Source organism: Caballeronia sp. LZ029 (assembly GCF_031451275.1).
Taxonomy (GTDB): domain Bacteria; phylum Pseudomonadota; class Gammaproteobacteria; order Burkholderiales; family Burkholderiaceae; genus Caballeronia; species Caballeronia jiangsuensis.
Map to the genome: position 1 here is coordinate 975,341 of NZ_JARUXO010000003.1, position 24,139 is coordinate 999,479.

Sequence of the window (24,139 nt, forward strand, 5' to 3'; positions counted from 1 at the left end):
GAACGGATCATGCACAGCATCAAACGCGTGGGACTCACGCTCGTCTTCGGATGCGCGGCGCTCGCCGCGAGCACGGCGCAGGCCGCGCCGGAGGCCATCGTCAAGGAGCTGATGACGAAGCCGCTGCCCGAGTATCCGGGCAAGGAGGCGCTGATGATCAGCGTCGAATATCCGCCGGGCTCGGTCGATCCGGTGCATCGTCATGATGCGCATGCATTCGTGTATGTGCTCGAAGGCACGATCATCATGCAGCTTCAGGGCGGCAAGGCCGTGACGCTCAAGGCCGGCGATACGTTCTATGAAGGCCCTGAAGATATCCACACGGTGGGCCGCAACGCCAGCAAGACCAAGCGCGCGAAGTTCATCGTGCTGCTGCTCAAGGACAAGGGCAAACCGGTTCTCACGCCGGTGAAATAAAAGAAATCGAGCATGGCGTGTCACAAAGTGCAGGGCGTGAACGTCTAGTGAGACAGAGCCACTACGTTTCGTGCCGCCATGCCATCAGATCTTGCGTGTCATTCCGACGATTCGCTCGCCTATAGCTTCGTGACGAGTTATGCGGGCGTCGTTTCGTTTCTTGCGGTCGCCAATGAAGGCAGCTTCGCGAAAGCGAGCGATCGCCTGGGCATCGGCCGTTCCGCCGTCAGCCGCAACGTGCAGAAGCTGGAAGCACAGCTCGATGCGCGTCTCTTTCTTCGCACCACGCGCAGCACGTCGCTCACGCGCGAGGGCGAGCTGTTCTACAAGAACTGTCAGCCGGGCGTCGAGCGCATCGTGCAGGCGCTCGAAGACATGCGCGAACTGCGCAACGGGCCGCCGCGCGGACACTTGCGCATCGCGTCCGCGCCGGGTTTCGGCCGCAGGGTCGTCGCGCCGCTACTGTCCGGCTTCCATGCGCGTTATCCGGATATCGCACTGGAACTCGTGCTCAACGATCGTCCGTGCGATTTCACGGCAGACCGTGTCGATGTCGCATTTCGCGACGGTCACATGGAAGACGGCGAGGTCGTCGCGAAGCAATTGATCCCGATGCAGATGGTCGTGTGCGCATCGCCGAAGTATGCGTGCGAGCACGGCTTGCCGCGTCATGTCGATGAGCTCGACAAACATCGCTGCATCAATTTCCGTACATCGGCGGGGCGTATCGCCGACTGGGAGTTCAAGGTCGATGGCATGCCGCACAAGCGCTCGCTCGCCGCGAAGCAAACGTTCAACGACATCGACCTGATGCTGCGAGCGGTGCTCGACGGGCAAGGCATCGCGCAACTGCCTGCCTATCTCGTGTGCGATGCGCTCAAGGCCGGGCGCCTCGTCATATGTCTCGCGCAACATGCGCCCGACGACGGCGGCCACTATCTTTGCTATCTCAGCCGCAAGCAACTGCCCGCACGCGTGCGTGTATTCGTCGATTACATGACCGAGCATACGCGCGCGCTCGATCTGCATTGCCTGACGACCCACATGACGAACAGGAGCGATGCGGCGCTCGTGACCGCCGATTGATGCATCGAAGGCAACACCGCGCGTCCGATGAAGGCGCTACCGGATGCGTGCGCGCACACCTACGATGCATCACGCACGACAGATTCAGCGAGCGCGACACCATCCGCGCATCGCTTCAAAGGAGAACATCATGAAGATCGTAGTGATTGGCGGAAGCGGACTCATCGGCAGCAAGGTCGTGAAGAACTTGCGAGCGCGCGGACATGAAGTGATCGCCGCGTCGCCTGCATCGGGCGTCGATACGATGACGGGCACAGGCCTGAAAGAAGCGCTGAAGGATGCGCGCGTGGTCGTCGATGTGGCCAACTCGCCTTCGTTCGAAGACAAGGCCGTGCTCGAATTCTTCGAAACGTCGGGACGCAACCTCTTCGCTGCGGAGAAGGCGGCCGGCGTCGCGCATCATGTGGCGCTTTCGGTCGTCGGCACGGATCGCCTCGCACAAAGCGGCTATTTTCGCGGCAAGATCGCGCAGGAGAAGCTGATTCGAGAATCGGGCGTGCCGTACACGATCGTTCAGTCGACGCAGTTCTTCGAGTTCCTCGGCGGCATTGCGAAAGCGAGCGCCAATGAAAACGCGGTGCATCTGTCGGATGCGTACATTCAGCCGATCGCCTCGGGCGACGTAGCGAACGCCGTCGCGGATCGCGCAGTCAATGCGCCGGTCAATGGCGTGATCGAGATCGCGGGTCCGGAGAAGTCGCGTCTTTCCGATCTGATGCAGCGCTATTTCAAGGCGACGGGCGATGCAAGAACGGTCGTCGCCGACGAGAACGCGCTCTACTTCGGCGCGCAGCTCGCGGCAGACACGCTCTTGCCAGGCGCACAAGCGCATCTCGGTGCAATGAATTTCGATGCGTGGTTCGAAGAGAGCCGGAGCGAGGTTCAAGCGGCGCATTGAACGATTTGTAGAAGGGGCCGTCATGGAGCCGCTCCAGCCGCCGCCCGTCAGCCTGCTCGACAAGTATGAAGGTCGCGACGTGCAAACGTTGTATTCGACGACCGTCACCGTCACGGGCGGCGATGCGGGGCATGGCCGCGCGTCGGGCGTGGCCCGCTCCGACGACGGCAATCTCGAACTCGACCTGCGCATGCCGCAAGCGCTCGGCGGTACAGGCGGCGGCACGAACCCCGAACAGTTGTTCGCCGCAGGCTATGCCGCGTGCTTTCATGGCGCGCTCATCTTGCTGGCGGCGCGCGCGGGTATCGCGGTGGAGGGCGCGAGCGTGTCGGTTACGATCGAATTCGGCCGCGATCCGATGGACGGCCTCTTCGTGCTTACCGCGCACACGCGCGTTCAGATGCGTGGCATCGAACGCGCGGCAGCCGAAGAACTCGTGCGCAACACCGAACGCTTTTGCCCTTATACGAAGATGACGCGCAAGGGCATCGTCAATATCGTTTCACTTTCAGCCAATAGCGATGCCACGGATCATTCGGCAGGCACACGTGCCGTCTGATCGAGTGGGTCTGCTTGACGCGATGCATCGCGTCTGCTCAACGCGCCCAGTGCGAACGCCGCAATGAACGCGGGAATCGCGAGCAGCGTGAAGACCGCGCTGAATTGCAGGCCCATGCTCATGAGAAGGCCACCGGTCATCGCGCCCGCCACCGCGCCCATGCGCCCGATGCCGAGCATCCATGCAACGCCCGTTGCACGGCTTCGTGTCGGATAGAACGATGCCGCGAGCGCCGACATCGACGTAACCGCGCTCGTCACGGCCGTTCCCGTCAGGAAGATGAGCACCGCGAGCCAGAACTGATCCGCGACGCCGCGTCCGATCGTCAGCACCAGCGCCGCCGCGAGCACGTACGCGCATGCGTTCACGCGTCGCGGATTGGCCTTGTCCATCACCCAGCCCAGACACAGGTTGCCGAGAATGCCGCCGAGCGGAAAGAGCGACGTCGTGAGGGCGGCGCGTTCGGCGGAGAAGCCGGCGTCCTTGAAAAGCGTCGGGAGCCAGTTGGTCAGCAGATAGAAGATCAACAGGCCCATGAAATACGCGAGCCATAACATGGACGTGCCGAAACGATAAGGACGCGAGACGATGAGTCCGAGCGCGGACTTATCCGCGCCGCCGCTGCGCGTATCGGCGGCGGTGAACGCAATGCGCGCGTCTTCGGCGAGACGCGCATCGCTGGAGATGCGCCGCAGCACGCGCGCTATCTTTTGCGCGGGATGTTTTCTCAGGACCATGAACTGCGCCGACTCGGGCAGCAGAAAGAGCAGCAGCACCGTGAGCACGATCGGGCCGATGCCGCCGGCGACGAGCACGCTCGGCCAGCCGAAATGCGGTATGAGCCACGCGGCGCACAAGCCCCCTATCGAAAGGCCCACGGAGAAGCCGCAGAACATCGTGTTGACGACGACCGCACGAATGCGCGCGGGTGCGTACTCCGACATCAGCGTGACGGCGTTGGGCATAGCAGCGCCGAGGCCCAGGCCGGTGAGAAAGCGCCACGCGGTCAGCGTTTCGACCGAGCTTGCTTGTGCCGACGCGAGGCTCCACACGCCGAAGAAGAACACGGAAAGCGCGAGCACCGCCTTGCGTCCGATGCGGTCGGCAGCCGGTCCCGCCGCGAGGGCGCCGATGCCGAGCCCGACGAGCGCCGCGCTCATCACGGGACCCAATGCTGCTCGCGTGATGCCCCAGTCGCCGATCAATGACGGCGCGATGAATCCGACTGCCGCCGTATCGAAGCCATCGGCCGCGACGACGAGAAAGCACAGGATCAGGATGACCCATTGATATGGCGAGAAGCGCTCGCCGTCGATAAAGCTCTGGACCTCGATGGTCCCGAAGTTCTTTTCCATGCCGGTATGTCTCCATTCATTTATCTAAAAGCTATCGCAAGGATGCGGCCTTCTTCGTGCCGCTATGCCGGGCTCTAACGCACTGCGGGCGAAAGGCTTCTGAACTCGACGCGCCTGATGATGCGGCTCTCCTGCGCGACGATCAGATGCGCCGACGCCTGCAGATAAGCGGGCCATTCGGGATCGTTGTCGCGTGCGGTGCGCCGCTGGTCGTAATCCCCGATGCTCTCGTAGCCCCACAGATGCACGACCTGATTCAATGCGCCGATATCGCTCATATAAAAGCCGACGGGCGCGCCGAGGTACTTGAGTTGTATCGGCATCGCGAGACGATCGAATACATCGATGAATTCCGCCATGCCGCGCGGCCTGATCGTGTAGATACGATGATCGATGAATGGCTTGCTCATGCTGCGCTCCTCAATTCGCTGGAATTCGCGCGCGCGTCGATACGGCCCGCGAGATGTAGCCCGGTGAGATACCCGAATGTCATGATCGGGCCGAGCGTGATGCCTGCGCCGGGATAGTTGCCGCCCATGACGCTCGCGCGATCGTTGCCGACTGCATAGAGCCCGGGAATAGGCTCACTGCCTTTGAGTACTTGTCCGTGCGGATTCGTTGCAATGCCGTCGAAGGTGCCGAGGTCGCCCATCACGACCTTGAGCGCGTAGTACGGGCCATCGCCGATTGGCGCGACGCAAGGGTTCGGCTTGTGCGCGGGATCGCCGAGATAGCGGTTGAACGAAGTCGTGCCACGGCCGAATGCGTTGTCCTTGCCTGCCACTGCGTCGCGGTTATATTCGCGCACGGTCGCTTCCAGCGCGCTCGCGTCGATGCCTGCGTGCCGCGCGAGTTCCAGAAGCGTGCGGCCTTTGACGAGATAGCCGCTTTTCAGATGGGACCTGAGCGGAATCGGCGCGGGCTTTGCGAAGCCGAGGCCGTATTTGCGGATCGTCTCGTGATCGCAAATGAGCCACATCGCCGTTTCCTTTTCATCGCGGCATGCTTCGATCATCGCCGCGCCGACATCGTGATAAGAATTCGATTCGTTGGTGAAGCGCACGCCGCCGCGCGTCACGCCGATCACGCCCGGCTTGTAGCGATCGAGCAGATGCGGGAACACGCCGTATTTCCCGTCTTTCAGCGGCACGCGCGAGACCGGCATCCACGCCGCAGGCTGCGGATAGCGGATATCGACGCGCCCGCCCACGCGCTCGGCCATGCGCGCGCCATCGCCGGTATTGCCTGCGGGCACCGGCGATACATGCTCGCCGCCGCGCCGCACATGAGGATATGCCTTCGCAATGCGTGCGACATCATGCGAGAAACCGCCGCACGCGAGCACGACGCCACGCCGCGCGGTGATGCGCGTTTCGCGTCCATCCGCGATGACGATCGCGCCCGTCACGCGGCCCTTTACCGTAATGAGTTCCTTCGCGCCCGTGTTCGTATGAATCGGGATGCCGAGATCGAGCGCGGACTTGGCGAGGCGCGCGGCGAGGGCATTGCCGCTCGTGATCTGCACGCCGCGCTTATAGAGCGCGAGTTCTCCGATATGACTCGCAAGCCGCTTTGCGACATACCACGCCGACGCAAGCGATTTCGTCGCATTGAAGAAATGCTTGAGATCCGCGCTCGACGAATTGAACATCATGCCGATGAACGTGATCGTCTTGAGCGGCGGGCGCAGCCGCGCGATGTCTTTGCCCAGTGCGCGCGCATCGAAGGGCTTTGCGACGACCGAGCGTCCCACATCGACACCGCCCGGCGCATCGGGATGATAGTCGGGGTAGAGCGTCGGCAGGAATTCGACTGAGGTCTCACGCTCGAAGAAGTCGATCATGCGCGGGCCGTTATCGAGAAACGCATCGACGGCGGCTTCGTCGTACATCGCGCCGGTCTCGCCACGCATGTATTGAATCACGGCTGCACGCGTATCCTGAACACCCGCGTCCTTCGCGTGGCGATTGCCGGGTATCCACAGCACGCCGCCCGAGAATGCGGTCGTGCCGCCGAAGTATTGTTCCTTCTCGACGACGATCACGTCGAGCCCTTGCTTCTTCGCTGTGATGGCCGTCGAAAGGCCGCCGGCGCCCGAGCCGATCACGAGCACATCGCAAGCGAGATCGGACGACCGCGTTACGGTAGTCATGATGATGTCCTTTGATTGGAAGCGGGCGCGTTGCGCACCCGCGAGATGGAAGGCCGTGTTTCAGGCGGTGCGCGGCGCTTCGAAGCCGGGACGTGGAACGAGGTCCATCAACATGCATTCGAAGCCGCCATCGACGGCAAGCTCTGCGCCGTTCACATACGCCGCGCGCTGGCTCGCGAGAAACGCCACGACTTCCGCGATATCGCGCGGCTCGCCGATACGCCTGCTCGCGGTCATCGCGCTGCGGCGCGCTTCGACATCGCCTTGCTCATAGAACGCCTTCGAGAGCGGCGTGCGGATCATGCCGGGGCAGACCGTGTTGCTGCGCACGCCACGCGCGCCCCATTCGGCGGCGATCTGACGCGACAGCATCGCGATGCCGGCCTTGCTCGGGCTATATGCGCCGCTCCAGGTTTGCGGATGATGCGCCGCCACCGATGCGATATGCACGATGCTGCCCGCGCCACGCGCCAGCATGCCGCGTCCGAATGCCTGTGCGCACAACATATAGCCCGTGAGATTGACGGCGAGCATCGCATTCCACGCATCGAGGCCGATAACTTCGATGCCGCCCGCTCTCAACAAACCCGCATTGTTCACGAGTACATCGACATGGCCGAACTTTCGCTCGACCTGATCGCGTGCGCGGTTCACGCTCGCCGCATCGGCGATATCGCAGGCAATGGCAATCGCATCGACGCCGCTTGCGCGCAGCGCTTCGGCCACTTCGTTGCAACGCGCTTCATCGCGATCGAGCAATGCGAGGCGCGCGCCCGCATCGGCGAATGTCGATGCAATGGCGCGGCCGATGCCGCCCGCCGCACCCGTCACCACACACACGCCCGATTCGAGTCCGAGCCAATGCGGCGCGGTGTGATCCCGCGCGACCTGATTAGTCATCCTTGTCTCCTGAGTCCATTCGATGCGAAGGCGCGATAGCCTTGCCCGTGAAAAAAGTATATTCACGACCTTGCATAAAAAATTGGACAAAGGCGGCAGACGACAGGACAATTTGTGCATCAGGAGACGCGCGACATGAGGAAAATCCCTAACTACAACCTGTACGGAGAATCCGCGCGTCCGCCGTGGTATGACGCGTTCAACTTCGAGTGGATCGCCGAGCGCAGCGCGCCGAACGACTGGCATATCGACGCGCATCGTCATGACGCGCTCTTGCAATTTCTGTACATTCGCAGCGGCGGCGGGCAGGTGCTGATCGAGAACCGCATGATCGATATCCTGCCGCCGTGCGTCATCGTGCTGCCTGCGCAAACGGTGCATGGGTTCAACTTCGCGCCGGACGTCGATGGTCTGGTCGTGACCGTCGCGCAAAGATCGATCGAGGCGCTTGCATCGATCGCGGCACCAGGGCTCCTTCCCGTGCTGCAACGCGCGGGGCTTTCGCGTATCAGCGCCCAGTCCGTGAAGGAAAGCGCGTTCATGCCGATCCTCGAATTGCTGGAGCGGGAGTTTCGCGCGACGAACCGTGGACACGTGGCGGCGGGCATGTCGCTGTTGATTGCACTTTTCGTGCATGTCGCGCGGCTATGCGAGAGTGCGTCCGCGCCGAGCGTCGCATCGACGGAAAGACGCGTGCAACAGATCAAGCGCTTCAGGGAACTGGTGGCCGCGCACTTTCGCGAGCATCAGCCCGTGGATTTCTATGCGCAGAAGCTCGGCATGACGGTCACGCAACTCGGACGCATCTGCCGCGAGGAGATATCGAGCTCGCCGCTCGCGATGATCAATGAACATCTCGTGCGCGAGGCACAGCGCGATCTCGTTTATTCGAGCATGTCGGTCAAGCAGATCGCGCATGGATTGGGCTTTACCGATATCGCGTATTTCAGCCGCTATTTCCGCAAGCAGACCGGCGTCACGCCGACGCAATTTCAGGCCGAAGCGCATAAGGCGCTGGCCATTCAATAGCCTGTTCGCACGGATGTCGGAGGGTTGCCACCGTCGTGCAAGCGTGCGATGCTTCGCCGTGCTGCGAATCGACCAGAACAAAAGCGGCGCGAGCGAGACCAGTCCGGTTCACTGATCCTTTTGAGGAGGGAGCATGATCGCACTGTTATCGCATCGCGCGGCGCACGAGGCGTCGCGGCGTTTCCAGTTCAAGGCACGCGGAGTGCTATGCGGCTGGCTCGTCATGAGCGCGGCTGCAAACCTCGCGTATGCGGACGCGCAAACCGGTTATACGCTGCCGCCTCCGCCGAGCGAGTTATACGGCGATCTTTTCGTCGCCGTGCAGACACAGGGCATTTATCCCGATCAAAAGACCTTCGTGGACGCGACACCGAAGATCGATCCCGCGCAAATCGTGCAGGCCTATCATCAGCAGATGTCGGCGCCGGGCTTTTCGCTGAAGACGTTCGTCGCGCAGTACTTCACGCCGCCGACGGATCAGGTCATCACGCCGCCGCCGAACCAGTCGTTGCGTGAACATATCGACTGGCTCTGGCCGGAACTCACGCGTCTCACGACGACCGCCAACGTACCGCCCAATAGCTCGCTGATTCCGATGCCCAAGCAATATGTCGTGCCGGGCGGACGCTTTCGCGAAGGTTACTACTGGGACACGTATTTCACGATGCTGGGTCTTCAGGAAGCGGGCCGTGAAGATCTCGTCGACGACATGCTCGATAACTTCGCGTATCTGATCGACACGATCGGACATATTCCGAACGGTAATCGCACGTACTACGTGAGCCGGTCGCAACCGCCGTTTTTCTCCTATATGGTCGAACTTGCCGCGCACAAGGAAGGCGGGCGGGTCTATCAGAAGTATTTGCCGCAATTGCGGAAAGAGCATAGCTACTGGATGCAGGGCGCGAATACGTTGCAGCCGGGCGGCGCGGTGCGCAATGTCGTGATGCTGCCGGACAAGACCGTGCTCAATCGCTATTGGGACGAGCGCGACACGCCGCGCGACGAGTCTTATTCGGAAGACGTCGCCACTGCCAAACAGGTCACGAATCGCCCGGCGAACGAGGTGTATCGCGATCTGCGCGCGGCCGCCGAAAGCGGCTGGGACTTCAGTTCGCGCTGGTTCGGCGACAACATGACGCTCGCGACCATTCGCACGACATCGATCGTTCCCGTCGATCTGAATAGCCTGATGTTCCACCTCGAAACGACGATTGCTATCGGTTGCGGCGAAGCGCGCGATTTCGGTTGCGTCGGCGAGTTCATCGGACGCGCGGCGAAGCGTGCCGTCGGCATCAACAAGTATCTCTGGAACAAGAACGGCTATTACGGCGATTACGACTGGAAGCTCGGACAACCGCGCAATAACCCGTCGGCGGCGATGCTTTATCCGCTCTTCGCCAACGCGGCGTGGCCGGATCGCGCGCATAAGACAGCGGAGACAGTCGAAGCGATGCTGCTGAAGCCGGGCGGCCTCACGACGACCACCTACAACACGACGCAGCAGTGGGACGCACCGAACGGCTGGGCGCCATTGCACTGGATCGCGGTGCAAGGTCTGAAGCGATATGGGCGCAGCGATCTCGCGCAGCAGATCGGCACGCGCTTTCTTGCCGACGTGAATAACGTCTACAAGACGCAGCAGAAGCTCGTGGAGAAGTACATCGTGGAAGGCGAGGGAACGGGCGGCGGGGGCGGCGGCGAATATCCGTTGCAGGATGGCTTCGGCTGGACCAATGGCGTCACGCTGAAGCTCCTCGATCTCTACGCACCGGGGCAATAAGACAGCGAAACGAAGGCATCGCCGTGGTTCTTCATGCGGCGATGCCGTAGTAACGACTTTACTTCGCCTGCTTCTGCCGTCGATATTCCTGCACCGGCAAACCGCCCACGCCCCAGTTCTCCATCTCCACTTCTTCTATCACGACGAACGTGGCGTCGAGCGGCTTGTTCAACACGTCGAGCAACAACTGGCTCACGCCCTTGATGAGTTGCGCTTTCTCATCGGCGGTGACGGCACTCGTGCCGGGCTTGCTGCCTTCGCGTGTGACCTGAATCGTGACCATCGGCATGGCGATCTCCTTGAATGGGAAACAACGAAGCGCCCGCGAAGGGCGCATTCGCAACCGGTGAAGAATCGATCAATCAATGTCCCGCGCTTTGACCGCCGTCGACGTGCAGGATCTCGCCCGTCACGAACGGCGCGGAATCAAGATACAGCACGGCGTTCACGATGTCGCTCATTTCGCCCATGTGTCCCATAGGATGCAGCGCGCCGAGTGCTTCGTGCGTTTCGGGCGCGTGCATCGGCGACTTGATGATGCCGGGCGACACCGCATTCGCCCGAATGCCGGACTTCGCATATTCGATTGCCAGTGACTTCGTCGCGGCATTCAGGCCGCCTTTGGTCAGCGACGCCAGCACCGAAGGCACGCCGCTCACCGCATGATCGACGAGGGACGTCGTGATGCTGACGACATGTCCGCTCTTGTTCTTCTCCATCTGCTCGACAGCGAGTTGCGTGATATTGAAGAAGCCGTTCAGGTTCACATTCAGGAACGCCGCATAGTCTTCCTGCGTATATTGCGTGAAGGGCTTGGCGATGAAGATGCCGGCGTTGTTGACGAGCGTATCGATGCGGCCGAACTTTGCGATCGCGGCATCGACGACGCGCTGCGCGGTGGCTCGATCGCCGATATCGCCAGCGACGGCTATGACGTTCGGATCGTCCGGCTGCGTAACGGAACGGGCGGTTGCGACGACGCGATAACCTTGCGCGCGAAATGCGTTGACGATTTCCGCGCCGATGCCTTGCGACGCGCCGGTGACGATAGCGACTTTGTTTGCGTTGCTCATGATGAACCTCGATAGATGTTGATTTGGGCCTGTTGCGGATCGGACCGACGGCTCCGATGGCTCGTAATTTATGCCCTTCGAGATTCGTTGCGTACACACGCGGTGGACAATCAGTCTTGCACGCGAGGAACAAATGCTTCGCGGGCGAATCGATCAGACGAAACATTCAATGGGAGATACACGTGAGCTTGCGCAACGTGAAGGCATTCGTATTCGATGTATTCGGGACGGTCGTGGACTGGCGCGGCGGCGTCGCGCGCGAGGCCGCGCCGTTCCTGCAACGCCACGGCGCAACGGGCGCTGCGCCTGAAGCGTTCGCGGATGCATGGCGCAGCCGCTATGTGCCCGCGATGCGCAAGATCATCGGCGGCGAGCGATCGTTCGTGCGGCTCGATGTGCTGCATCGCGAGAATCTGGTGGATGTCTTGCCGGAGTTCGGTATCGATCCGAAAGCTGTTCCTTCCGAGGCGCTCGACGAACTCAATCTCGCGTGGCATCGGCTCGACCCTTGGCCGGATTCGATATCGGGCATGCTACGACTCAAGGCGCGCCATATCATCGCGCCGCTTTCGAACGGCAATATCAGGCTGATGGTGGATATGGCGAAGCGTGCCGGCCTGCCCTGGGATGCGATTCTCGGCGCGGAGATCGCGCAGATTTACAAGCCGGATCCGCAGGCCTATTTGCGCACGGCGGATGTGCTGATGCTGAAGCCGGAAGAGGTTTGTCTGGTCGCCGCGCATAACGACGATCTCGCCGCGGCAAGAAAGTGCGGCTTGCGCACTGCGTTCATCGCGCGTCCGTATGAGCGCGGTCCGGGTCAGAAAGTGGATCTGAAAGCCGAGAGCGATTGGGATGTCGTCGCGAACGACATGAACGAACTGGCCGATGCCGTGGGCGCCTGAGCGCCGATAACATCGGCCGATGAAGCGACTTCAAGCGCCGTTAAGCGCCTTCGACGACGCGGAAGTCGCGCACCACGGAATCGCCCAGCACTTCCAGCGCATGCTGATACGTCGCGCTGTTATAGGCGGCGACGGCCGCATCGAGCGAATCGAATTCGATGACCACCGTGCGCTCGATCGCGCCTTCGCCTTGCGCCATCGCCGCGACGCCGCGAACGAGGGGACGGCCGCCGCCTTCCGCGATGGCTTGCGTTGCGATCTTCGCGTATTCGGCGGCTTGCTCGGGCTTCATGATCTTCTTGTACACGCTGACCCAATATCCTTTTGCCATCTGTATCTCCAGTGTTTGACGGGCGCTTTGCGCCATGAGGCGAACGCAATGCGCGATTGCGTTCAGTCCGGCGGCCAGCATAGCAAATTCTCGAATGCGGATGCCCGCGCCGCCCGCGCGCTCGATTCTGCTCGTTTCCGTGAAAGGTGCTTTCTTACGCTAGGGGTTAACCCGTGAAGACCAGCGTCATAGACTGCCATTACTGCTTTCGAACGACATCCTGTTCGAAGCCAGGCACCTCATAACACTGGAGTTTCATCATGAAGTCGATCATTCGCGCAGCCGTCGTCGCAACCGTTCTTGTCGTTCCTGTCGCTTCGTTCGCTCAAAGCCAGATCACGCGGGCGCAGGTCCGTGCGGAACTCGCCGAATTGCAGAGCGTGGGTTATCACGTGGGCGACGGCGATCAGGCTCACTATCCAGAAGCGATTCAGGCAGCCGAAGCGAAGCTCGCCGCACGCGATGGCGCGACGGCTTATGGCGGCGCGGCTAACGGCACGTCGCAATCGGGCGGTGCGCGCGTGTCGCAATCGGACTGGAACGCGATGTACTCGCGATAAGCCGTACTTCAGGCGAATGAATCAGTCCGCGGCGTATTTGCGGTCGAGTTCATCGAAGAGCGGCTTGTTCACGAGGCGTTGACGTTCGGCGAACGGCGCGACGACTGCCGGATCTTCATCGAGCCGTCCCTGCGATTTCAATGCGCCGAGCGCGGTCTGCATGCCGCGCACGGCACTTTGCAACGCGGCATTCGCATACAGCACGAGACTGAAACCCAGGCGCGCCAGATCCGCCTGATCCGTTACGGGCGTCTTGCCGCCGATCACGATATTGATGAGCTGCGGTGCATCGAGCAGCTTCGGCAGCGATGCGATCTGCTCCGGCGTTTCGATAGCTTCGACAAAGAGAATGTCGGCGCCCGCTTCGACGAATGCACGCGCGCGCTCGATCGCCGCATCGAAGCCTTCCACCGCGCACGCATCGGTGCGCGCGATGATCTGAAAGTTATCGTCTTCGCGCGCATCCACCGCCGCGCGTATCTTCCCTGCCATTTCATTCGTCGAGATCACGGCCTTGCCCGCGAAATGGCCGCACTTCTTCGGCATCACCTGATCTTCGAGTTGAATTGCATCGGCGCCCGCGCGTTCCAGCGTGCGCACTGCATGACGCACGTTGAGCGCATTGCCGAAGCCCGTATCCGCATCGACGATGAGCGGCACGTCCACTGCATCGCGAATGCGCGACGTATGCTCCGCGATCTCCGCGAGGCCGATGAAGCCGAGGTCCGGCATGCCGAGCGACATGTTCGTCACACCCGCACCGGTGATGTAGATCGCTTCGAAACCCAGATCGGCCGCGACGCGCGCGCTCATCGCATTGAACGCGCCGGGCAGAAGCAGGGCGCTGCGTGCGTTGACCCGTTCGCGAAAGGCGGCACGGCGGCGAGAAGAGGAAGTGGTCATGGCTTCGGGTCCGGAAAGTGAGTTCATGTTCGGCGTCTGCAATGCTAACCCGCGATGCGCTTCGGCGCTCGCGCGGCTATCACGCGAAGCGAAACAGGGCGCGCGCCGAATCGCGCAACACGATGGTACGCAGCGATGCGTCCGGAATCCAGCGGTCGAGCGCATCGCGGGAGGCGTCGTAGTCGATCAGCCTTTGATGCTGCGTATGCGGCCAGTCGCTGCCCCACACGAGCCGCGCCGCGCCGAAGGAATCGAGCAAGGCCGACGTAAGCGATTGGCCGATCGCAACGCCGCTTTCGCCGCAAACGCTGCGATAAGCCGCCGATAACTTGACCCACACGCGTCCGCTTCTTGCCGTCGTCAGAAGATAGCGAAAGCCCGGATCGTCGATGCCGAATGCGGGATCGGGTCGGCCGAAATGATCGACCACGATCGTGCAATCTTGTTCGAGCAGCGGCGTGATGAGCATCGGCAAATCGACCGCATCGCGATGAATCTCGACATGCCAGCCGAGCGCGTTAATGCGACTGAACAACTCGCGCCAATGCGCGTCGCGCAGATCGGGCAGCGCAAGGCCGATCAGATTCAGCCGCATGCCGACGACACCATGCGCCACGAGATGCCGCAATTCATCATCGCTGATGGAAGAATCGATGACGGCCACGCCACGAAAGCGTTGCGGAAAGCGCTGCAGCACATCGAGGAAAAACGAATTGTCCGTACCCAGAAAACTCGGCTGTACGAGCACCGAATGCGATATGCGGTTCGCGTGCAAATGATCCGCGTAGGCATCGAGCGTTGCATCGTAGTCGGGTGCGTGACGGCGATGCGGCGCAAGCGGAAGGCCGCGCACGAAGACATGCGCGTGACTGTCGATGGCTTCGATTGCCGCGGGCGTCGTTGCTAGCCATTGCTCGTCGGCGAGTGTGGAGTGAAGTGTATGCATCATGGACAGATCAGACATGCGTGGGCGATCGCTCGCTCGAAGCGGCTTGAGCGGGCACGGTCGCAATGCGACGGCCTTTCGTTTCGGGCAACAGCAATGCAGCCACGACGACGAGTCCATATGCGATGCCCGCATCGATGCCGAGCGCTTGTCCAAGCGGCATCGAATTGCCCATGTGGCCGACGAGCACCGGAAACACAGCGGACACCACGCGCCCGAAGTTGTAGCAAAAGCCGACGCCCGTGCCGCGCACGCCTTGCGGATACAGCTCGTTGAAGAGCGCGCCGAGCGTCGCCGGAATGCCTGCGGAGAAGAGCCCGAGCGGGAAGCTCAGCATCAGCATTGCAACATCGCCGATAGGCAAGAACACATAAACGTTGACCGTGACCGCGCAGCAGATCGCGAAGAGAATCACGTTTTTCCGGCGGCCGATCTTGTCCTGCAACCACGCGCTGACAAAGCATCCGATGATGAACGCGGTAATCACGACGGCCAAATAGCCGCCCGTGCCGAGCACCGACAAGTGGCGCTCGGTTTTGAGGTAAGTCGGGAGCCATGTCGTAATGGCGTGATAACCGCCATGCGCGCCGAGTCCGATCAATCCGCCGACGATCGTCGTGCGCAATACCGACGGATGAAAGATGCCGGCGAGAATAGCGAACGTGCCTTGAGCTTGCACATCACCCTGTTCGACGGGTTTCGATTCGCGCGGCGGTTCTACGATATTGCGGCGCATATAGACGACGAGCAGCGCGGGTAACAGACCGACCGCGAACAGCACACGCCAGGCCCAATCGGGTGAAATGTACGAGAACACGATGGTATAGAGCAATACCGCGCCGGCCCAGCCGAAGCCCCATGCGCTTTGCACGATGCCCATAGCCTTGCCGCGATGTTTTGCGCGAATCGTCTCGCTGAGCAATACCGCGCCGGCCGTCCATTCGCCGCCGAAGCCCAGCCCCTGAAGCGACTTAAGCACGAGCAATTGCTCGAAGTTCTGCGCGAAGGCGCTGAGAAACGTGAAGAGCGAAAACCAGATAACCGTCACCTGCAATGCCTTGACGCGCCCGATGCGATCGGAGAGCACGCCCGCAAGCAGTCCGCCCAGTGCGCCCGCGACGAGCGTCGCGCCGCCGATCAGACCCGCTTGTCCCTTGCCGATACCCCATGTCGCGATGAGCGTCGGGATAACGAGGCTGAATACCTGCGTATCGACGCCATCGAGCGCCCAGCCTGCGAAGCATCCCCATAGCGTGCGTTTTTCCGCCGTGGAAATCTCACGGTACCAATTCATCTCGCGTCTCCTGTGCTGGTGTCGGGCCGGCTCTTGTTCAATATGTCACTGCATTCTAGAAACGAATCGCGGCCTCGCATACTATGGATACGTTCGTTTTTCATAACATTTTGATATGCTGGCAACATGGAGACGCGCAACCTCAAATACTTCCTCGCCGTGGTCGATGCAGGCAGCGTGACACGCGCGGCCGAGGTGCTCGATATCGCGCAACCCGCGTTGAGTCAGGCGCTTTCGCGCATGGAACGCGATCTGGGCGTGAAGCTCTTCGAGCGTACGCGCCGTGGCGCGCAATTGACACCGGCGGGCGAAGCGATCGTCGAAGACATACGATTGAGCGTAGCGCGTATCGATGCTGCATCGCACCGCGCACGGGAAATCGGCGCGCAACGTGGCGGGCGGCTCACGATCGGCTTTGCATCGGCGGCGCTTTTCAGTCTGTTGCCTCGCGCGATTGCCGCGCTGCGTGAGGAAGTGCCCAATGTCGAACTCATGCTCAGGGAAATGAGCAATGCGGAGCAGGCGAGCGCGCTGGAGAAAGGCACGATCGATATCGGCCTGCTGCATACGCCCGTCGCGGTCGGTGGGCGTATGCGCGAGAAGATGATCGCGAGAGAACGATTGCTCGCCGTGCTGCCGCTCTCGTTTGCCATCGGCGACGATGGGAAAGTCGGCCTGAAGGATCTTTCGGATGCGGGCCTCGTGTGGTTTCCGAGCGATCAGTTACCGGTTGTCCGCGCGGGCATCCTGAGTGCTTTTCGTAAGGCAGGTTGTGAAGCTAACGTCGTGCAGGACGCGAATCGCTCGCTGACCGTGCTCGCTTGCGTCGCGGCGGGATGTGGCGCGTCGCTTCTGCCGCAATCGGTGACGGCGCTGCAATTCGCCGGCGTGCGCTTTTGCGATGTACGCGACGGCGATAACCTTCCACCATTCGAACTCAGCGCAATATGGCCGATGCGCTCACGTCCCACGCTCGCGGATCGCTTCGCGGCCTTGCTCGAAGCATGAGGAGACATGCATGAATGAAACTTTGAACGATCTGCCTTTGCCGGAGGGCATTCGCGCGCGCATGATCGACAACGGCAACGGACTTTCGATGCATGTGCTCGAAGCCGGATTCGATGCCCCTGAACGGCCCTGTATCGTGCTCTTGCACGGCTTTCCCGAGCTCGCCTATAGCTGGCGCAAGATCATGAAACCGCTCGCGGATGCGGGCTTTTATGTCGTCGCACCCGATCAGCGAGGTTATGGACGCACGGTCGGCGGCGCTTCTGTATTCGATACCGATCTCGACGCATTCAACTTTCCGAACCTCGTGCGGGATGTGCTGGGCCTCGTTTCGGCGCTGGGTTATCGCAGAGTTGCATCGGTCATCGGTCATGACTTTGGCTCGCCTGTGGCCGCGTGGTGTGCGTTGATTCGTCCCGATGTGTTCGCGTCCGTCGTGATGATGAGCGCGCCGTTCGCGGGGCCGCCCGCATTCGCGTTCAATACCGCGAAGGACGATGCGAGCCTCGCGCGCGTCGAAACGGCGCCATCGGTCATGGCGGAAGCAGTGGCGGGGCTTCAATCGCTCGATCCGCCGCGCAAGCATTATCAATGGTATTACTCGGGCGCACAGGCCAACGACGATATGTGGCATCCGCCGCAAGGGCTCGCCGCGTTCTTGCGCGCGTATTACCACGTCAAGAGCGCGGACTGGCCGGGCAATCATCCGCATCCGCTTGCATCCGTCACGCCCGATCAACTCGCTATGCTGCCCACGTACTACGTGATGAATGCGGATGCGACGATGCCGCAGACCGTCGCGGAGCATATGCCCGCCGCCGATAAGATCGCCTCATGCGCGTGGCTTTCCGATCGGGATTTGAACGTGTACGCGAGCGAATACGCGCGCACCGGATTTCAGGGCGGATTGAACTGGTATCGTTGCGGCACCGACCCGCATTATGCGGCCGCATTACGGCTTTGGTCGGGATACACGATCGACGTGCCTTCATGCTTCATCGCGGGCGCGAGCGACTGGGGCTATTACCAGCGCCCGGGCGATTTCGAAGCGATGCGCGTATTGACCTGCACGAATTTTCGCGCGACGCATTTGATCGAAGGCGCGGGGCACTGGGTGCAGCAGGAGCAGCCGAGTACCGTCGTCAGCCGCATCCTGCGATTTCTGAGGCAGGATGCGCCCGCGATATAGCGAGTGATCGAGAGTTGTATCAAGAAGTGTATGAAGTTTCCTCTTGTAAGAGTTGCCGGTGCATCGGCATTCACAGGAACTTCACCGAAAGCGCCAGTGTCCACGAGCCTCGCGGCCTTTGAAGGTCGGCATCAACCGCGAGGAGAGTATCGATGGATAAAGGACGTGTTGCCGCGCTCGACGCAGGCCGGGCGCTCGCGATCGTCGGGGTAGTCGCAGTACACCTGTCGTTTCAATTCCCCAATCTGCCCGGCGCCGTGACGCTCATCGCGCGCATGGGCCAATACGGCGTGCAGCTTTTCTTCGTGATCAGCGCGATCACGATCTTCATGACGCTCGAGATGGATCACGCGCGCTGCGCGGATGCGCGTCATGTCACGTTGCGCTTCTACATCAAACGTTTTTTTCGCATAGCGCCGTTGTATTACGCGGCGATCGCGGTCTATGGCCTCATCAGTTATGGCGCGACGCGTTCGGGTATCGAGCGGGCATGGATTCTCGGCGCGCATGGCCCGATGGACGTTCTGCTCAACATGCTCTTTCTGCATGCGTTTTCACCGACCGCGATCAATAACGTCGTGCCGGGAGGATGGTCGATCGGCGTCGAAATGCTGTTCTATCTGATCGCGCCGCTGCTGTTCTTCCTCGCAATGAATCGCGCGCGTCTGCTGCTCGCTACGGCTGTGCTGCTGGCTCTCTCTTATGCGACGATGTCGATGAGCGACTGCAACGGCAGCCTCGATTGCAATGTCGCCAATAACACGTTCAGCTACTTCTGGCCGCCTGTGCAGGGGCCGTGCTTCATCATCGGCATGTGGGCGTGGTATGCGTTTCGCTCTCATTTGCTCGGCGCGTCCGATGTCACGAGGCGCGTATCGTGGCTCTATTTTTCGCTCGCATTGGGCTTTGCGCTCGCGACCGCCGCGCTCGGCGTATGGCTCGACAAGGCGCATGCACTCGCGCCCGTGTTCGCTGCGTGCAGCGCCGTGGCGTTTCTGCTGTTCGTGTGTTCGCATCACGCCCGACGACGCCGCGATAGCGCACGAGCGGCGCCGCGCGCTACGTTCGTCCGGCGTTGCGCCGCCGCGCTCGGCCGCGAAAGTTATGGCATCTATCTCTGGCACTTCATCTGCGTCTATGCGACGTTTCATTTCTTCGATCACGCATTCGGAGAAAAGAACGGCGAGACTTCGCTCGCGCTATTCGGCGCGACGCTTATCGCGGTGCTGGTCGTTTCTTATGCGCTTTCGCGCGTGTCGGACCGGCTGATTCAAGGGCGTGCGACGCGTTTGTCGAGACGCCTGCTCGCATCCGTGGACAGGCGTTTTCACCTGACGCGTGACGCTTAGCCGCGAGGATTCGCTTGAGCCGTGAACGTCACCGCCATATCGATGCGCCGGCCGCGCGTGCGATACAACACGATGCTCACGGCCAGCGTCGCCAGTTCGGTGATGGCGACGGTCATCCAGATGCCGTTCGGCCCGAGCCATTCGGTGAGAAGCCACAGCATCGCCAGCAGCAACATCCAGCTACGCAGCAGCGCGACGATCATCGACGCGAGCGGCGCCTCGATGGCAGTCAGATAGCCGCTGATCGCGACATTGATCGCGGCCGGCAGGAACGCGAGCGCGCACCACGGCAACGCGTCGCGCAGGAGCGCTTGCGCCGCCGCACTGTCGGGCACGAAGAGCGCGCCCAGCGGTTGTGCGAGCGTGAGAATCGCGAAGGCGGCGGCGAGCGCAAAACCGGCCGTGACCATGATGCCGATCGAGAATGCGCGCGACACGGCATGCGCATTGCCCGCGCCGCGCTGAAAGCTCACGATCGGCTGCATGCTCTGCACGAGCGCGACCATCGTGACCGACGCGATCATCGTCATGTATTCGACGACCGCGAACGCGACGAGCCCCGTGTCGCCGAGCCAGCGCAGCACCGCGTGATTGAATGCGAAGAGCGTGACGCTCGGCGCGATCTCACCGAGAAACTCCGATACGCCGTTGTAGGCCATGCGCCACGCGTGATCGAACCGCGCGAATGCGCGGGCGACGGGGCGAACGTGCCGGGCCCTGACGAAGTGATAGGCCAGCATCGGGATGCAGGCGAGCGCCTGACTGATGCCCGAAGCGAGCGCCGCGCCGCTCATGCCCCATTGCATGTAGCTGACCATCCACCATGTCAACGCGACGTCGGCGATGCCGCCCGCGATCAGGCATACAAGGCCGAACTTTGCCGCGCCTTCGATGCGCAAGAAGAGTTCGAGTGCATAACATGCGGTCGGAAACAGGACGAACGGCGCATAGGCATGCAGGAAATCTTTTGCGAGGCGCGCGAGTTCGCCGCGAGCGCCTGTCCATTGCACGAAGGTATCGGCATAGAAATAAATGGCGAGTGAGAACGCCACGCCGCATAAGCCGAGCAGCCAAAGCGCTTGCGTGAATGCTTTGGCGGCTTCGCGCTCGCGCCGCTCGCCGAGCAGGCGCGAGACGAGCGTCGATCCGCCGACGCCGATCATCACGCTGAATGCATAGGGCAGATAAAGCAGCGGGACGAGCAGGTTCAACGCGGCAAGCGCATCGGCGCCGATATGGCGTCCGATGAAGATGCCGCTGATGACCGAGTGCATGCAGTACACCCATGCCGCGAGCACGGTAGGCACGGCGTAGTTCGAGAATTGACGAACGAGGGATACGTTTTTGTTGAGCGAAACCATGACTGACAACCTGAAATTACCTGCTGCACGCCAATACGAGCACGCGACGCATTCGACGTGCGAGTCAAGGTTATGGCATGCGAATGAGCGCTGTATGAGCGCGCCGGAGAAGCTCGGGCGGGCCGCATATGAATGAAACGAGACTGCGTAGCGCGCGGCTGGCGGCGCGAGAATACGCCAGCGGGCTATGAGAGGAAAGGCGTGACGAGGCTAACGGCGCGTGATGCGCGAATGCCGCTTCAGACTTTCACGATGCATCGATTGCGATGCCGTGATTGGAGTGACGAGCACTAACAAAGGTTCCTTCGCGTGCTTTTAAGCGAATCATGATTCACGCACGAGGTCAGTAAGCGTTAGCCGCCCGACGCCTCCAGAGGGCGGTCCGGTTTCACGCGCAGACCATACGCCGTCAGCATGCGATACAGCGTGACGCGAGAGATGCCCAGTTCATCCGCAGCTTCACCGAGACGTCCGCGATGACGCAGCAGCGCCACTTCGATAGCCTGGCGCTCGGCGGCCTCGCGTGCCTGCGCGAGCGTCATCGGCGCGGCTTCCGCATATTCGCCCAGTTCCAGATCGGCTGCGAGAATCTGGCGTCCTTCCGACATGACGATTGCGCGACGCACGCGATTGATCAATTCGCGCACATTGCCGGGCCAGCCATAGTTATGAAGTGCCGCGATCGCGCACGGTGCGAAGCCGCGCAACCGGCGGCTCGCATCTTTCCTGAAGCGATCGAGCATGTGATTCGCGAGCAGTTCGATATCCTTGCCGCGCACGCGCAGCGGCGGCTCATCGATCTGCAACACGCACAGACGATGGTACAAGTCCGCACGGAAGCGTCCTTCGATCATCGCCGACTGCATATCGACGTGCGTCGCCGAAATGATGCGTACATCGACGTCCGTCGACCCTTGTCCGCCCAGACGCTCGATCTTGCGCTCCTGCAGGAAGCGCAACAGGCTCGCCTGGCTTTCGAGCGGCAGATCGCCGATTTCATCGAGAAAGAGCGTGCCGCCATCGGCTGCTTCCACGCGTCCGATCTTGCGTTGATTCGCGCCCGTGAACGCGCCGCGCTCATAGCCGAACAGTTCCGATTGGAGCAGATGCGCGGGTATGGCGCCGCAATTGATCGCGACGAATGGCTGATCGCGGCGCACCGAACGCTCGTGAATCGCGACCGCCGTGAGTTCCTTGCCCGTACCCGATTCGCCGGAGATGAAAACGGGCGCGTCGGTCATCGCGACTTTGCGAATCGAGCGATACAGCGCCTGCATTGCATCGCAGGAGCCGACCATGCTGCCTTCCTTGCAATCGTCCTTGCGGGGATCGTTGCTGGCGGTGTCGTGCAGCGACACCATGCCATACGCATGCCCGACTGCATCGACGATACGGTCCGCCGAAGAGGGCACCGTCACATAGTCGAAACAGAAATCGCGAATCAGCCGGCAAATCTCGGGGTTATCGACATGCTCGGCGTCCACGGTCGCGACCCAGCCGATCTGATAACTTGCGAGCATCGCGGTGAGCGCGGCCGCTTCGGCGGCGAAGCCGCGGCTCGTCAGGTCGACGATCCCGGCGGCGGCGCGCTTGCCGTGCTTGGCGGATTTGGGCGGCTTCGCCGGATCGATGCGCTCGATGGCCCAGCCGCGATCATGCAGACGCCCGGACAAATCGTCCGATACGGCCCGACCCACGAAATAGAGCGTTCTGGCTTCCCCGTACATGGCTTTTCTCTGCTTTTTTATAGACGTAGCGGCAAGTATGCGCCCGGTTGCCGCAATGTAAAACGTCTCGCAAACGATTAGCCGATTTTGAATGTTTACATTGATCGGTGGAATCGATTAAGAACGTCAGGGTAATCTTTGCAATACGTCCGTGCAGAAAATTAAGGCACGCACGTGCTTTATGGTGTTCAGCCATATACCGAGAGGCTTTCGTCCGAAAGATGGAGCGGAACGAATTACTTATTCACTTATGAATATGATCTGCGCCTCAAGTATCTGCATAACCGAAACTGGCAGCCGTTGAAATGTCAGATAATTAGTACCCTCATGCATTTTTTTGGATTTGCGGCGCCCGGCATTGCGAGCGTAGAGTTCGTAAGCGAGTACCGTCTGACGAATACCGTTCGAACATGGAAAAAGCAGAGAACCGCACTTCAACTTATCAGCCGCGTTTGCTTCTGGTCGACGACGATCCGGCGATGATCCGCGTCATCGGCGAAATGCTCGCGGAATTTCCCAACCAGCGCTTTGCGCTCACGGGCGAGGCCGCGCTGGCTCTGGCACGTGAATCGACGCCGGACCTCATTCTTCTCGATGCCAATCTGCCCAACATGACGGGCTTCGATGTCTGCGAGGTTCTCAAGAGCGACGCGAAGCTCGCGCGCGTGCCGGTCATTTTCATCACGAGTCACGACGCGCCCGCGCTCGAAGTCGATGCGTTTCGCATGGGCGCCGCCGATTACGTGATCAAGCCGCTCGTCGCGCCACGCTTGCGGGCGCGCGTGCGGGCGCAGCTTCGTTTGCGGCATCGCGTGATGGAGGCGCAGGCAGCGAAGCCCGCAATGACGAAACCCACGGGCGTGCGCGTGCTCGGCATCCTTTCCGACGACATGGTCGAGGCGCATCGCCATGCGCTCGAAGCCATCGGCGCACTCGACGTGGCGAAGGATTGCGAAGCCGCGCTGCGTCTCGCGCAAAGCAAGGAGCCTGACGCAATCGTGCTGGATGCGCGTTGCTGCGATAACCCTTGCGAAGCCGTGCAGGCGTTGCTGGCTGAATTGGCGCACGTGCCTATCGTCGTGCTGGCCGATGCACGCGATATCGAAACGGAGCAATGCACGCTCGATGCCGGCGCTGCGGATGTCATCGCGAGTCCGGCGAGGTCTGCGGTATTGCAAGCGCGTGTGCAAGGGGCATTGACTTCGGCGCGGCAAGCGCGGGAAGAATTGCGCGCGCAACTCGAATCGGCGGGGGGCGCGAGCGTTCATCCGTTTCCGGTGTTCGCTCGCGACACACGCGCCGGCTAGGTTATAG

General features: G+C 61.4%; 24 protein-coding genes. 12 read left to right on the forward strand and 12 right to left on the reverse strand.

Translation table 11 applies throughout. The annotated features are described in order from the left end of the window. The first annotated feature begins 9 nt into the window (after nucleotides 1-9). From QCE73_RS23855 to QCE73_RS23870, 4 genes are all read left to right on the forward strand, one after another. Nucleotides 10-417 (forward strand): cupin domain-containing protein, encoded by a 408-nt coding sequence (locus QCE73_RS23855; RefSeq protein WP_035499898.1) that lies wholly within the window; start codon nucleotides 10-12, stop codon nucleotides 415-417. Between the two features lie 78 nt (nucleotides 418-495). After that, nucleotides 496-1,503 (forward strand): LysR family transcriptional regulator, encoded by a 1,008-nt coding sequence (locus tag QCE73_RS23860; RefSeq protein ID WP_309883852.1) that lies wholly within the window; start codon nucleotides 496-498, stop codon nucleotides 1,501-1,503. A 130-nt stretch (nucleotides 1,504-1,633) separates the two neighbouring features. Further along, complete coding sequence (locus tag QCE73_RS23865; protein WP_309883853.1) at nucleotides 1,634-2,401, forward strand: SDR family oxidoreductase; 768 nt, start codon at nucleotides 1,634-1,636, stop codon at nucleotides 2,399-2,401. 22 nt (nucleotides 2,402-2,423) lie between these two features. Continuing rightward, the gene (locus QCE73_RS23870; protein ID WP_309883854.1) at nucleotides 2,424-2,960 is read left to right on the forward strand and encodes an Ohr family peroxiredoxin; all 537 of its coding nucleotides are present in this window, start codon (nucleotides 2,424-2,426) and stop codon (nucleotides 2,958-2,960) included. On the opposite strand, the gene QCE73_RS23875 is transcribed toward QCE73_RS23870, so the two are convergent. The 4 genes from QCE73_RS23875 to QCE73_RS23890 form a co-directional block, all read right to left on the reverse strand. Then, nucleotides 2,933-4,315, reverse strand: a complete 1,383-nt coding sequence (locus QCE73_RS23875; protein ID WP_309883855.1) for an aromatic acid/H+ symport family MFS transporter — start codon at nucleotides 4,313-4,315, stop codon at nucleotides 2,933-2,935. The two genes, QCE73_RS23870 and QCE73_RS23875, sit on opposite strands and share 28 nt — an antisense overlap. Nucleotides 4,316-4,389: 74 nt before the next feature. Continuing rightward, a complete protein-coding gene (locus QCE73_RS23880; protein ID WP_238288915.1) occupies nucleotides 4,390-4,725 on the reverse strand; it encodes an NIPSNAP family protein in 336 nt (111 codons plus the stop codon). After that, a complete protein-coding gene (locus QCE73_RS23885; protein WP_309883856.1) occupies nucleotides 4,722-6,467 on the reverse strand; it encodes an FAD-dependent oxidoreductase in 1,746 nt (581 codons plus the stop codon). Before QCE73_RS23885 ends, QCE73_RS23880 begins: the two co-directional genes overlap by 4 nt. Before the next feature lie 60 nt (nucleotides 6,468-6,527). Continuing rightward, nucleotides 6,528-7,367, reverse strand: coding sequence for an SDR family oxidoreductase (locus tag QCE73_RS23890; protein WP_309883857.1), 840 nt, complete (start codon nucleotides 7,365-7,367; stop codon nucleotides 6,528-6,530). 135 nt (nucleotides 7,368-7,502) lie between these two features. On the opposite strand from QCE73_RS23890, the gene QCE73_RS23895 reads away from it, so the two are divergent. Continuing rightward, entirely contained in the window at nucleotides 7,503-8,396 is an 894-nt protein-coding gene (locus QCE73_RS23895) for a helix-turn-helix domain-containing protein (RefSeq protein ID WP_309883858.1), read from the forward strand. Nucleotides 8,397-8,529: 133 nt separating this feature from the next. After that, nucleotides 8,530-10,179, forward strand: coding sequence for an alpha,alpha-trehalase TreA (gene treA / locus QCE73_RS23900; protein ID WP_035499703.1), 1,650 nt, complete (start codon nucleotides 8,530-8,532; stop codon nucleotides 10,177-10,179). A gap of 58 nt (nucleotides 10,180-10,237) precedes the next feature. Here the strand turns inward: treA and QCE73_RS23905 are convergent, their stop codons facing one another. Continuing rightward, nucleotides 10,238-10,468 (reverse strand): 4-oxalocrotonate tautomerase family protein, encoded by a 231-nt coding sequence (locus QCE73_RS23905; protein ID WP_035499705.1) that lies wholly within the window; start codon nucleotides 10,466-10,468, stop codon nucleotides 10,238-10,240. Between the two features lie 73 nt (nucleotides 10,469-10,541). Then, nucleotides 10,542-11,252 carry an SDR family NAD(P)-dependent oxidoreductase gene (locus QCE73_RS23910; RefSeq protein ID WP_035499706.1) on the reverse strand — a complete coding sequence of 237 codons (711 nt, stop codon included), beginning with the start codon at nucleotides 11,250-11,252 and terminating at the stop codon, nucleotides 10,542-10,544. A 182-nt stretch (nucleotides 11,253-11,434) separates the two neighbouring features. Here QCE73_RS23910 and QCE73_RS23915 point away from each other — a divergent pair, with 182 nt between their 5' ends. Beyond that, nucleotides 11,435-12,157 carry a haloacid dehalogenase type II gene (locus QCE73_RS23915; protein ID WP_309883859.1) on the forward strand — a complete coding sequence of 241 codons (723 nt, stop codon included), beginning with the start codon at nucleotides 11,435-11,437 and terminating at the stop codon, nucleotides 12,155-12,157. A 40-nt stretch (nucleotides 12,158-12,197) separates the two neighbouring features. Here the strand turns inward: QCE73_RS23915 and QCE73_RS23920 are convergent, their stop codons facing one another. Then, on the reverse strand, nucleotides 12,198-12,488 hold the full coding sequence (locus QCE73_RS23920; RefSeq protein ID WP_035499900.1) for a DUF1330 domain-containing protein: 291 nt from the start codon (nucleotides 12,486-12,488) through the stop codon (nucleotides 12,198-12,200). Between the two features lie 260 nt (nucleotides 12,489-12,748). Between QCE73_RS23920 and QCE73_RS23925 the strand changes: the two genes are divergently transcribed. After that, on the forward strand, nucleotides 12,749-13,048 hold the full coding sequence (locus tag QCE73_RS23925; protein ID WP_238211340.1) for a DUF4148 domain-containing protein: 300 nt from the start codon (nucleotides 12,749-12,751) through the stop codon (nucleotides 13,046-13,048). A 21-nt stretch (nucleotides 13,049-13,069) separates the two neighbouring features. Here QCE73_RS23925 and QCE73_RS23930 read toward each other — a convergent pair whose 3' ends face one another. The 3 genes from QCE73_RS23930 to QCE73_RS23940 form a co-directional block, all read right to left on the reverse strand. Next, a complete protein-coding gene (locus QCE73_RS23930) occupies nucleotides 13,070-13,951 on the reverse strand; it encodes an oxaloacetate decarboxylase (RefSeq protein WP_035499901.1) in 882 nt (293 codons plus the stop codon). A gap of 79 nt (nucleotides 13,952-14,030) precedes the next feature. Next, entirely contained in the window at nucleotides 14,031-14,900 is an 870-nt protein-coding gene (locus QCE73_RS23935; RefSeq protein ID WP_309883861.1) for an amidohydrolase family protein, read from the reverse strand. 7 nt (nucleotides 14,901-14,907) lie between these two features. Then, on the reverse strand, nucleotides 14,908-16,191 hold the full coding sequence (locus QCE73_RS23940; protein WP_309883862.1) for an MFS transporter: 1,284 nt from the start codon (nucleotides 16,189-16,191) through the stop codon (nucleotides 14,908-14,910). Between the two features lie 126 nt (nucleotides 16,192-16,317). Between QCE73_RS23940 and QCE73_RS23945 the strand changes: the two genes are divergently transcribed. The 3 genes from QCE73_RS23945 to QCE73_RS23955 all read left to right on the forward strand — a co-directional run bounded on the left by QCE73_RS23945 (nucleotide 16,318) and on the right by QCE73_RS23955 (nucleotide 19,737). Continuing rightward, nucleotides 16,318-17,199 carry a LysR family transcriptional regulator gene (locus QCE73_RS23945; RefSeq protein ID WP_035499714.1) on the forward strand — a complete coding sequence of 294 codons (882 nt, stop codon included), beginning with the start codon at nucleotides 16,318-16,320 and terminating at the stop codon, nucleotides 17,197-17,199. 10 nt (nucleotides 17,200-17,209) lie between these two features. Beyond that, nucleotides 17,210-18,388: an alpha/beta hydrolase gene (locus QCE73_RS23950; protein ID WP_309883863.1), complete on the forward strand. Its 1,179-nt coding sequence runs from the start codon at nucleotides 17,210-17,212 to the stop codon at nucleotides 18,386-18,388. A 152-nt stretch (nucleotides 18,389-18,540) separates the two neighbouring features. Then, on the forward strand, nucleotides 18,541-19,737 hold the full coding sequence (locus tag QCE73_RS23955) for an acyltransferase (RefSeq protein WP_309883864.1): 1,197 nt from the start codon (nucleotides 18,541-18,543) through the stop codon (nucleotides 19,735-19,737). On the opposite strand, the gene QCE73_RS23960 is transcribed toward QCE73_RS23955, so the two are convergent. Both QCE73_RS23960 and QCE73_RS23965 read right to left on the reverse strand, forming a co-directional pair. After that, on the reverse strand, nucleotides 19,734-21,098 hold the full coding sequence (locus tag QCE73_RS23960; protein WP_309883865.1) for an MATE family efflux transporter: 1,365 nt from the start codon (nucleotides 21,096-21,098) through the stop codon (nucleotides 19,734-19,736). The two genes, QCE73_RS23955 and QCE73_RS23960, sit on opposite strands and share 4 nt — an antisense overlap. A 353-nt stretch (nucleotides 21,099-21,451) precedes the next feature. Further along, nucleotides 21,452-22,825, reverse strand: coding sequence for a sigma-54 dependent transcriptional regulator (locus QCE73_RS23965; RefSeq protein WP_035499721.1), 1,374 nt, complete (start codon nucleotides 22,823-22,825; stop codon nucleotides 21,452-21,454). Between the two features lie 410 nt (nucleotides 22,826-23,235). Here QCE73_RS23965 and QCE73_RS23970 point away from each other — a divergent pair, with 410 nt between their 5' ends. Continuing rightward, complete coding sequence (locus QCE73_RS23970) at nucleotides 23,236-24,132, forward strand: response regulator (protein WP_309883866.1); 897 nt, start codon at nucleotides 23,236-23,238, stop codon at nucleotides 24,130-24,132. Nucleotides 24,133-24,139: the final 7 nt, after the last annotated feature.

Excerpts from the sequence above, each read along its gene's own strand:
- QCE73_RS23855 (WP_035499898.1), top strand. The coding sequence starts at position 10 with ATGCACAGCATCAAACGCGTGGGACTCACGCTCGTCTTCGGATGCGCG.
- QCE73_RS23860 (WP_309883852.1), top strand. The coding sequence starts at position 496 with ATGCCATCAGATCTTGCGTGTCATTCCGACGATTCGCTCGCCTATAGC.
- QCE73_RS23865 (WP_309883853.1), top strand. The coding sequence starts at position 1,634 with ATGAAGATCGTAGTGATTGGCGGAAGCGGACTCATCGGCAGCAAGGTC.
- QCE73_RS23870 (WP_309883854.1), top strand. The coding sequence starts at position 2,424 with ATGGAGCCGCTCCAGCCGCCGCCCGTCAGCCTGCTCGACAAGTATGAA.
- QCE73_RS23875 (WP_309883855.1), bottom strand. The coding sequence starts at position 4,315 with ATGGAAAAGAACTTCGGGACCATCGAGGTCCAGAGCTTTATCGACGGC.
- QCE73_RS23880 (WP_238288915.1), bottom strand. The coding sequence starts at position 4,725 with ATGAGCAAGCCATTCATCGATCATCGTATCTACACGATCAGGCCGCGC.
- QCE73_RS23885 (WP_309883856.1), bottom strand. The coding sequence starts at position 6,467 with ATGACTACCGTAACGCGGTCGTCCGATCTCGCTTGCGATGTGCTCGTG.
- QCE73_RS23890 (WP_309883857.1), bottom strand. The coding sequence starts at position 7,367 with ATGACTAATCAGGTCGCGCGGGATCACACCGCGCCGCATTGGCTCGGA.
- QCE73_RS23895 (WP_309883858.1), top strand. The coding sequence starts at position 7,503 with ATGAGGAAAATCCCTAACTACAACCTGTACGGAGAATCCGCGCGTCCG.
- treA (WP_035499703.1), top strand. The coding sequence starts at position 8,530 with ATGATCGCACTGTTATCGCATCGCGCGGCGCACGAGGCGTCGCGGCGT.
- QCE73_RS23905 (WP_035499705.1), bottom strand. The coding sequence starts at position 10,468 with ATGCCGATGGTCACGATTCAGGTCACACGCGAAGGCAGCAAGCCCGGC.
- QCE73_RS23910 (WP_035499706.1), bottom strand. The coding sequence starts at position 11,252 with ATGAGCAACGCAAACAAAGTCGCTATCGTCACCGGCGCGTCGCAAGGC.
- QCE73_RS23920 (WP_035499900.1), bottom strand. The coding sequence starts at position 12,488 with ATGGCAAAAGGATATTGGGTCAGCGTGTACAAGAAGATCATGAAGCCC.
- QCE73_RS23925 (WP_238211340.1), top strand. The coding sequence starts at position 12,749 with ATGAAGTCGATCATTCGCGCAGCCGTCGTCGCAACCGTTCTTGTCGTT.
- QCE73_RS23930 (WP_035499901.1), bottom strand. The coding sequence starts at position 13,951 with ATGACCACTTCCTCTTCTCGCCGCCGTGCCGCCTTTCGCGAACGGGTC.
- QCE73_RS23935 (WP_309883861.1), bottom strand. The coding sequence starts at position 14,900 with ATGATGCATACACTTCACTCCACACTCGCCGACGAGCAATGGCTAGCA.
- QCE73_RS23940 (WP_309883862.1), bottom strand. The coding sequence starts at position 16,191 with ATGAATTGGTACCGTGAGATTTCCACGGCGGAAAAACGCACGCTATGG.
- QCE73_RS23945 (WP_035499714.1), top strand. The coding sequence starts at position 16,318 with ATGGAGACGCGCAACCTCAAATACTTCCTCGCCGTGGTCGATGCAGGC.
- QCE73_RS23950 (WP_309883863.1), top strand. The coding sequence starts at position 17,210 with ATGAATGAAACTTTGAACGATCTGCCTTTGCCGGAGGGCATTCGCGCG.
- QCE73_RS23955 (WP_309883864.1), top strand. The coding sequence starts at position 18,541 with ATGGATAAAGGACGTGTTGCCGCGCTCGACGCAGGCCGGGCGCTCGCG.
- QCE73_RS23960 (WP_309883865.1), bottom strand. The coding sequence starts at position 21,098 with ATGGTTTCGCTCAACAAAAACGTATCCCTCGTTCGTCAATTCTCGAAC.
- QCE73_RS23965 (WP_035499721.1), bottom strand. The coding sequence starts at position 22,825 with ATGTACGGGGAAGCCAGAACGCTCTATTTCGTGGGTCGGGCCGTATCG.
- QCE73_RS23970 (WP_309883866.1), top strand. The coding sequence starts at position 23,236 with ATGGAAAAAGCAGAGAACCGCACTTCAACTTATCAGCCGCGTTTGCTT.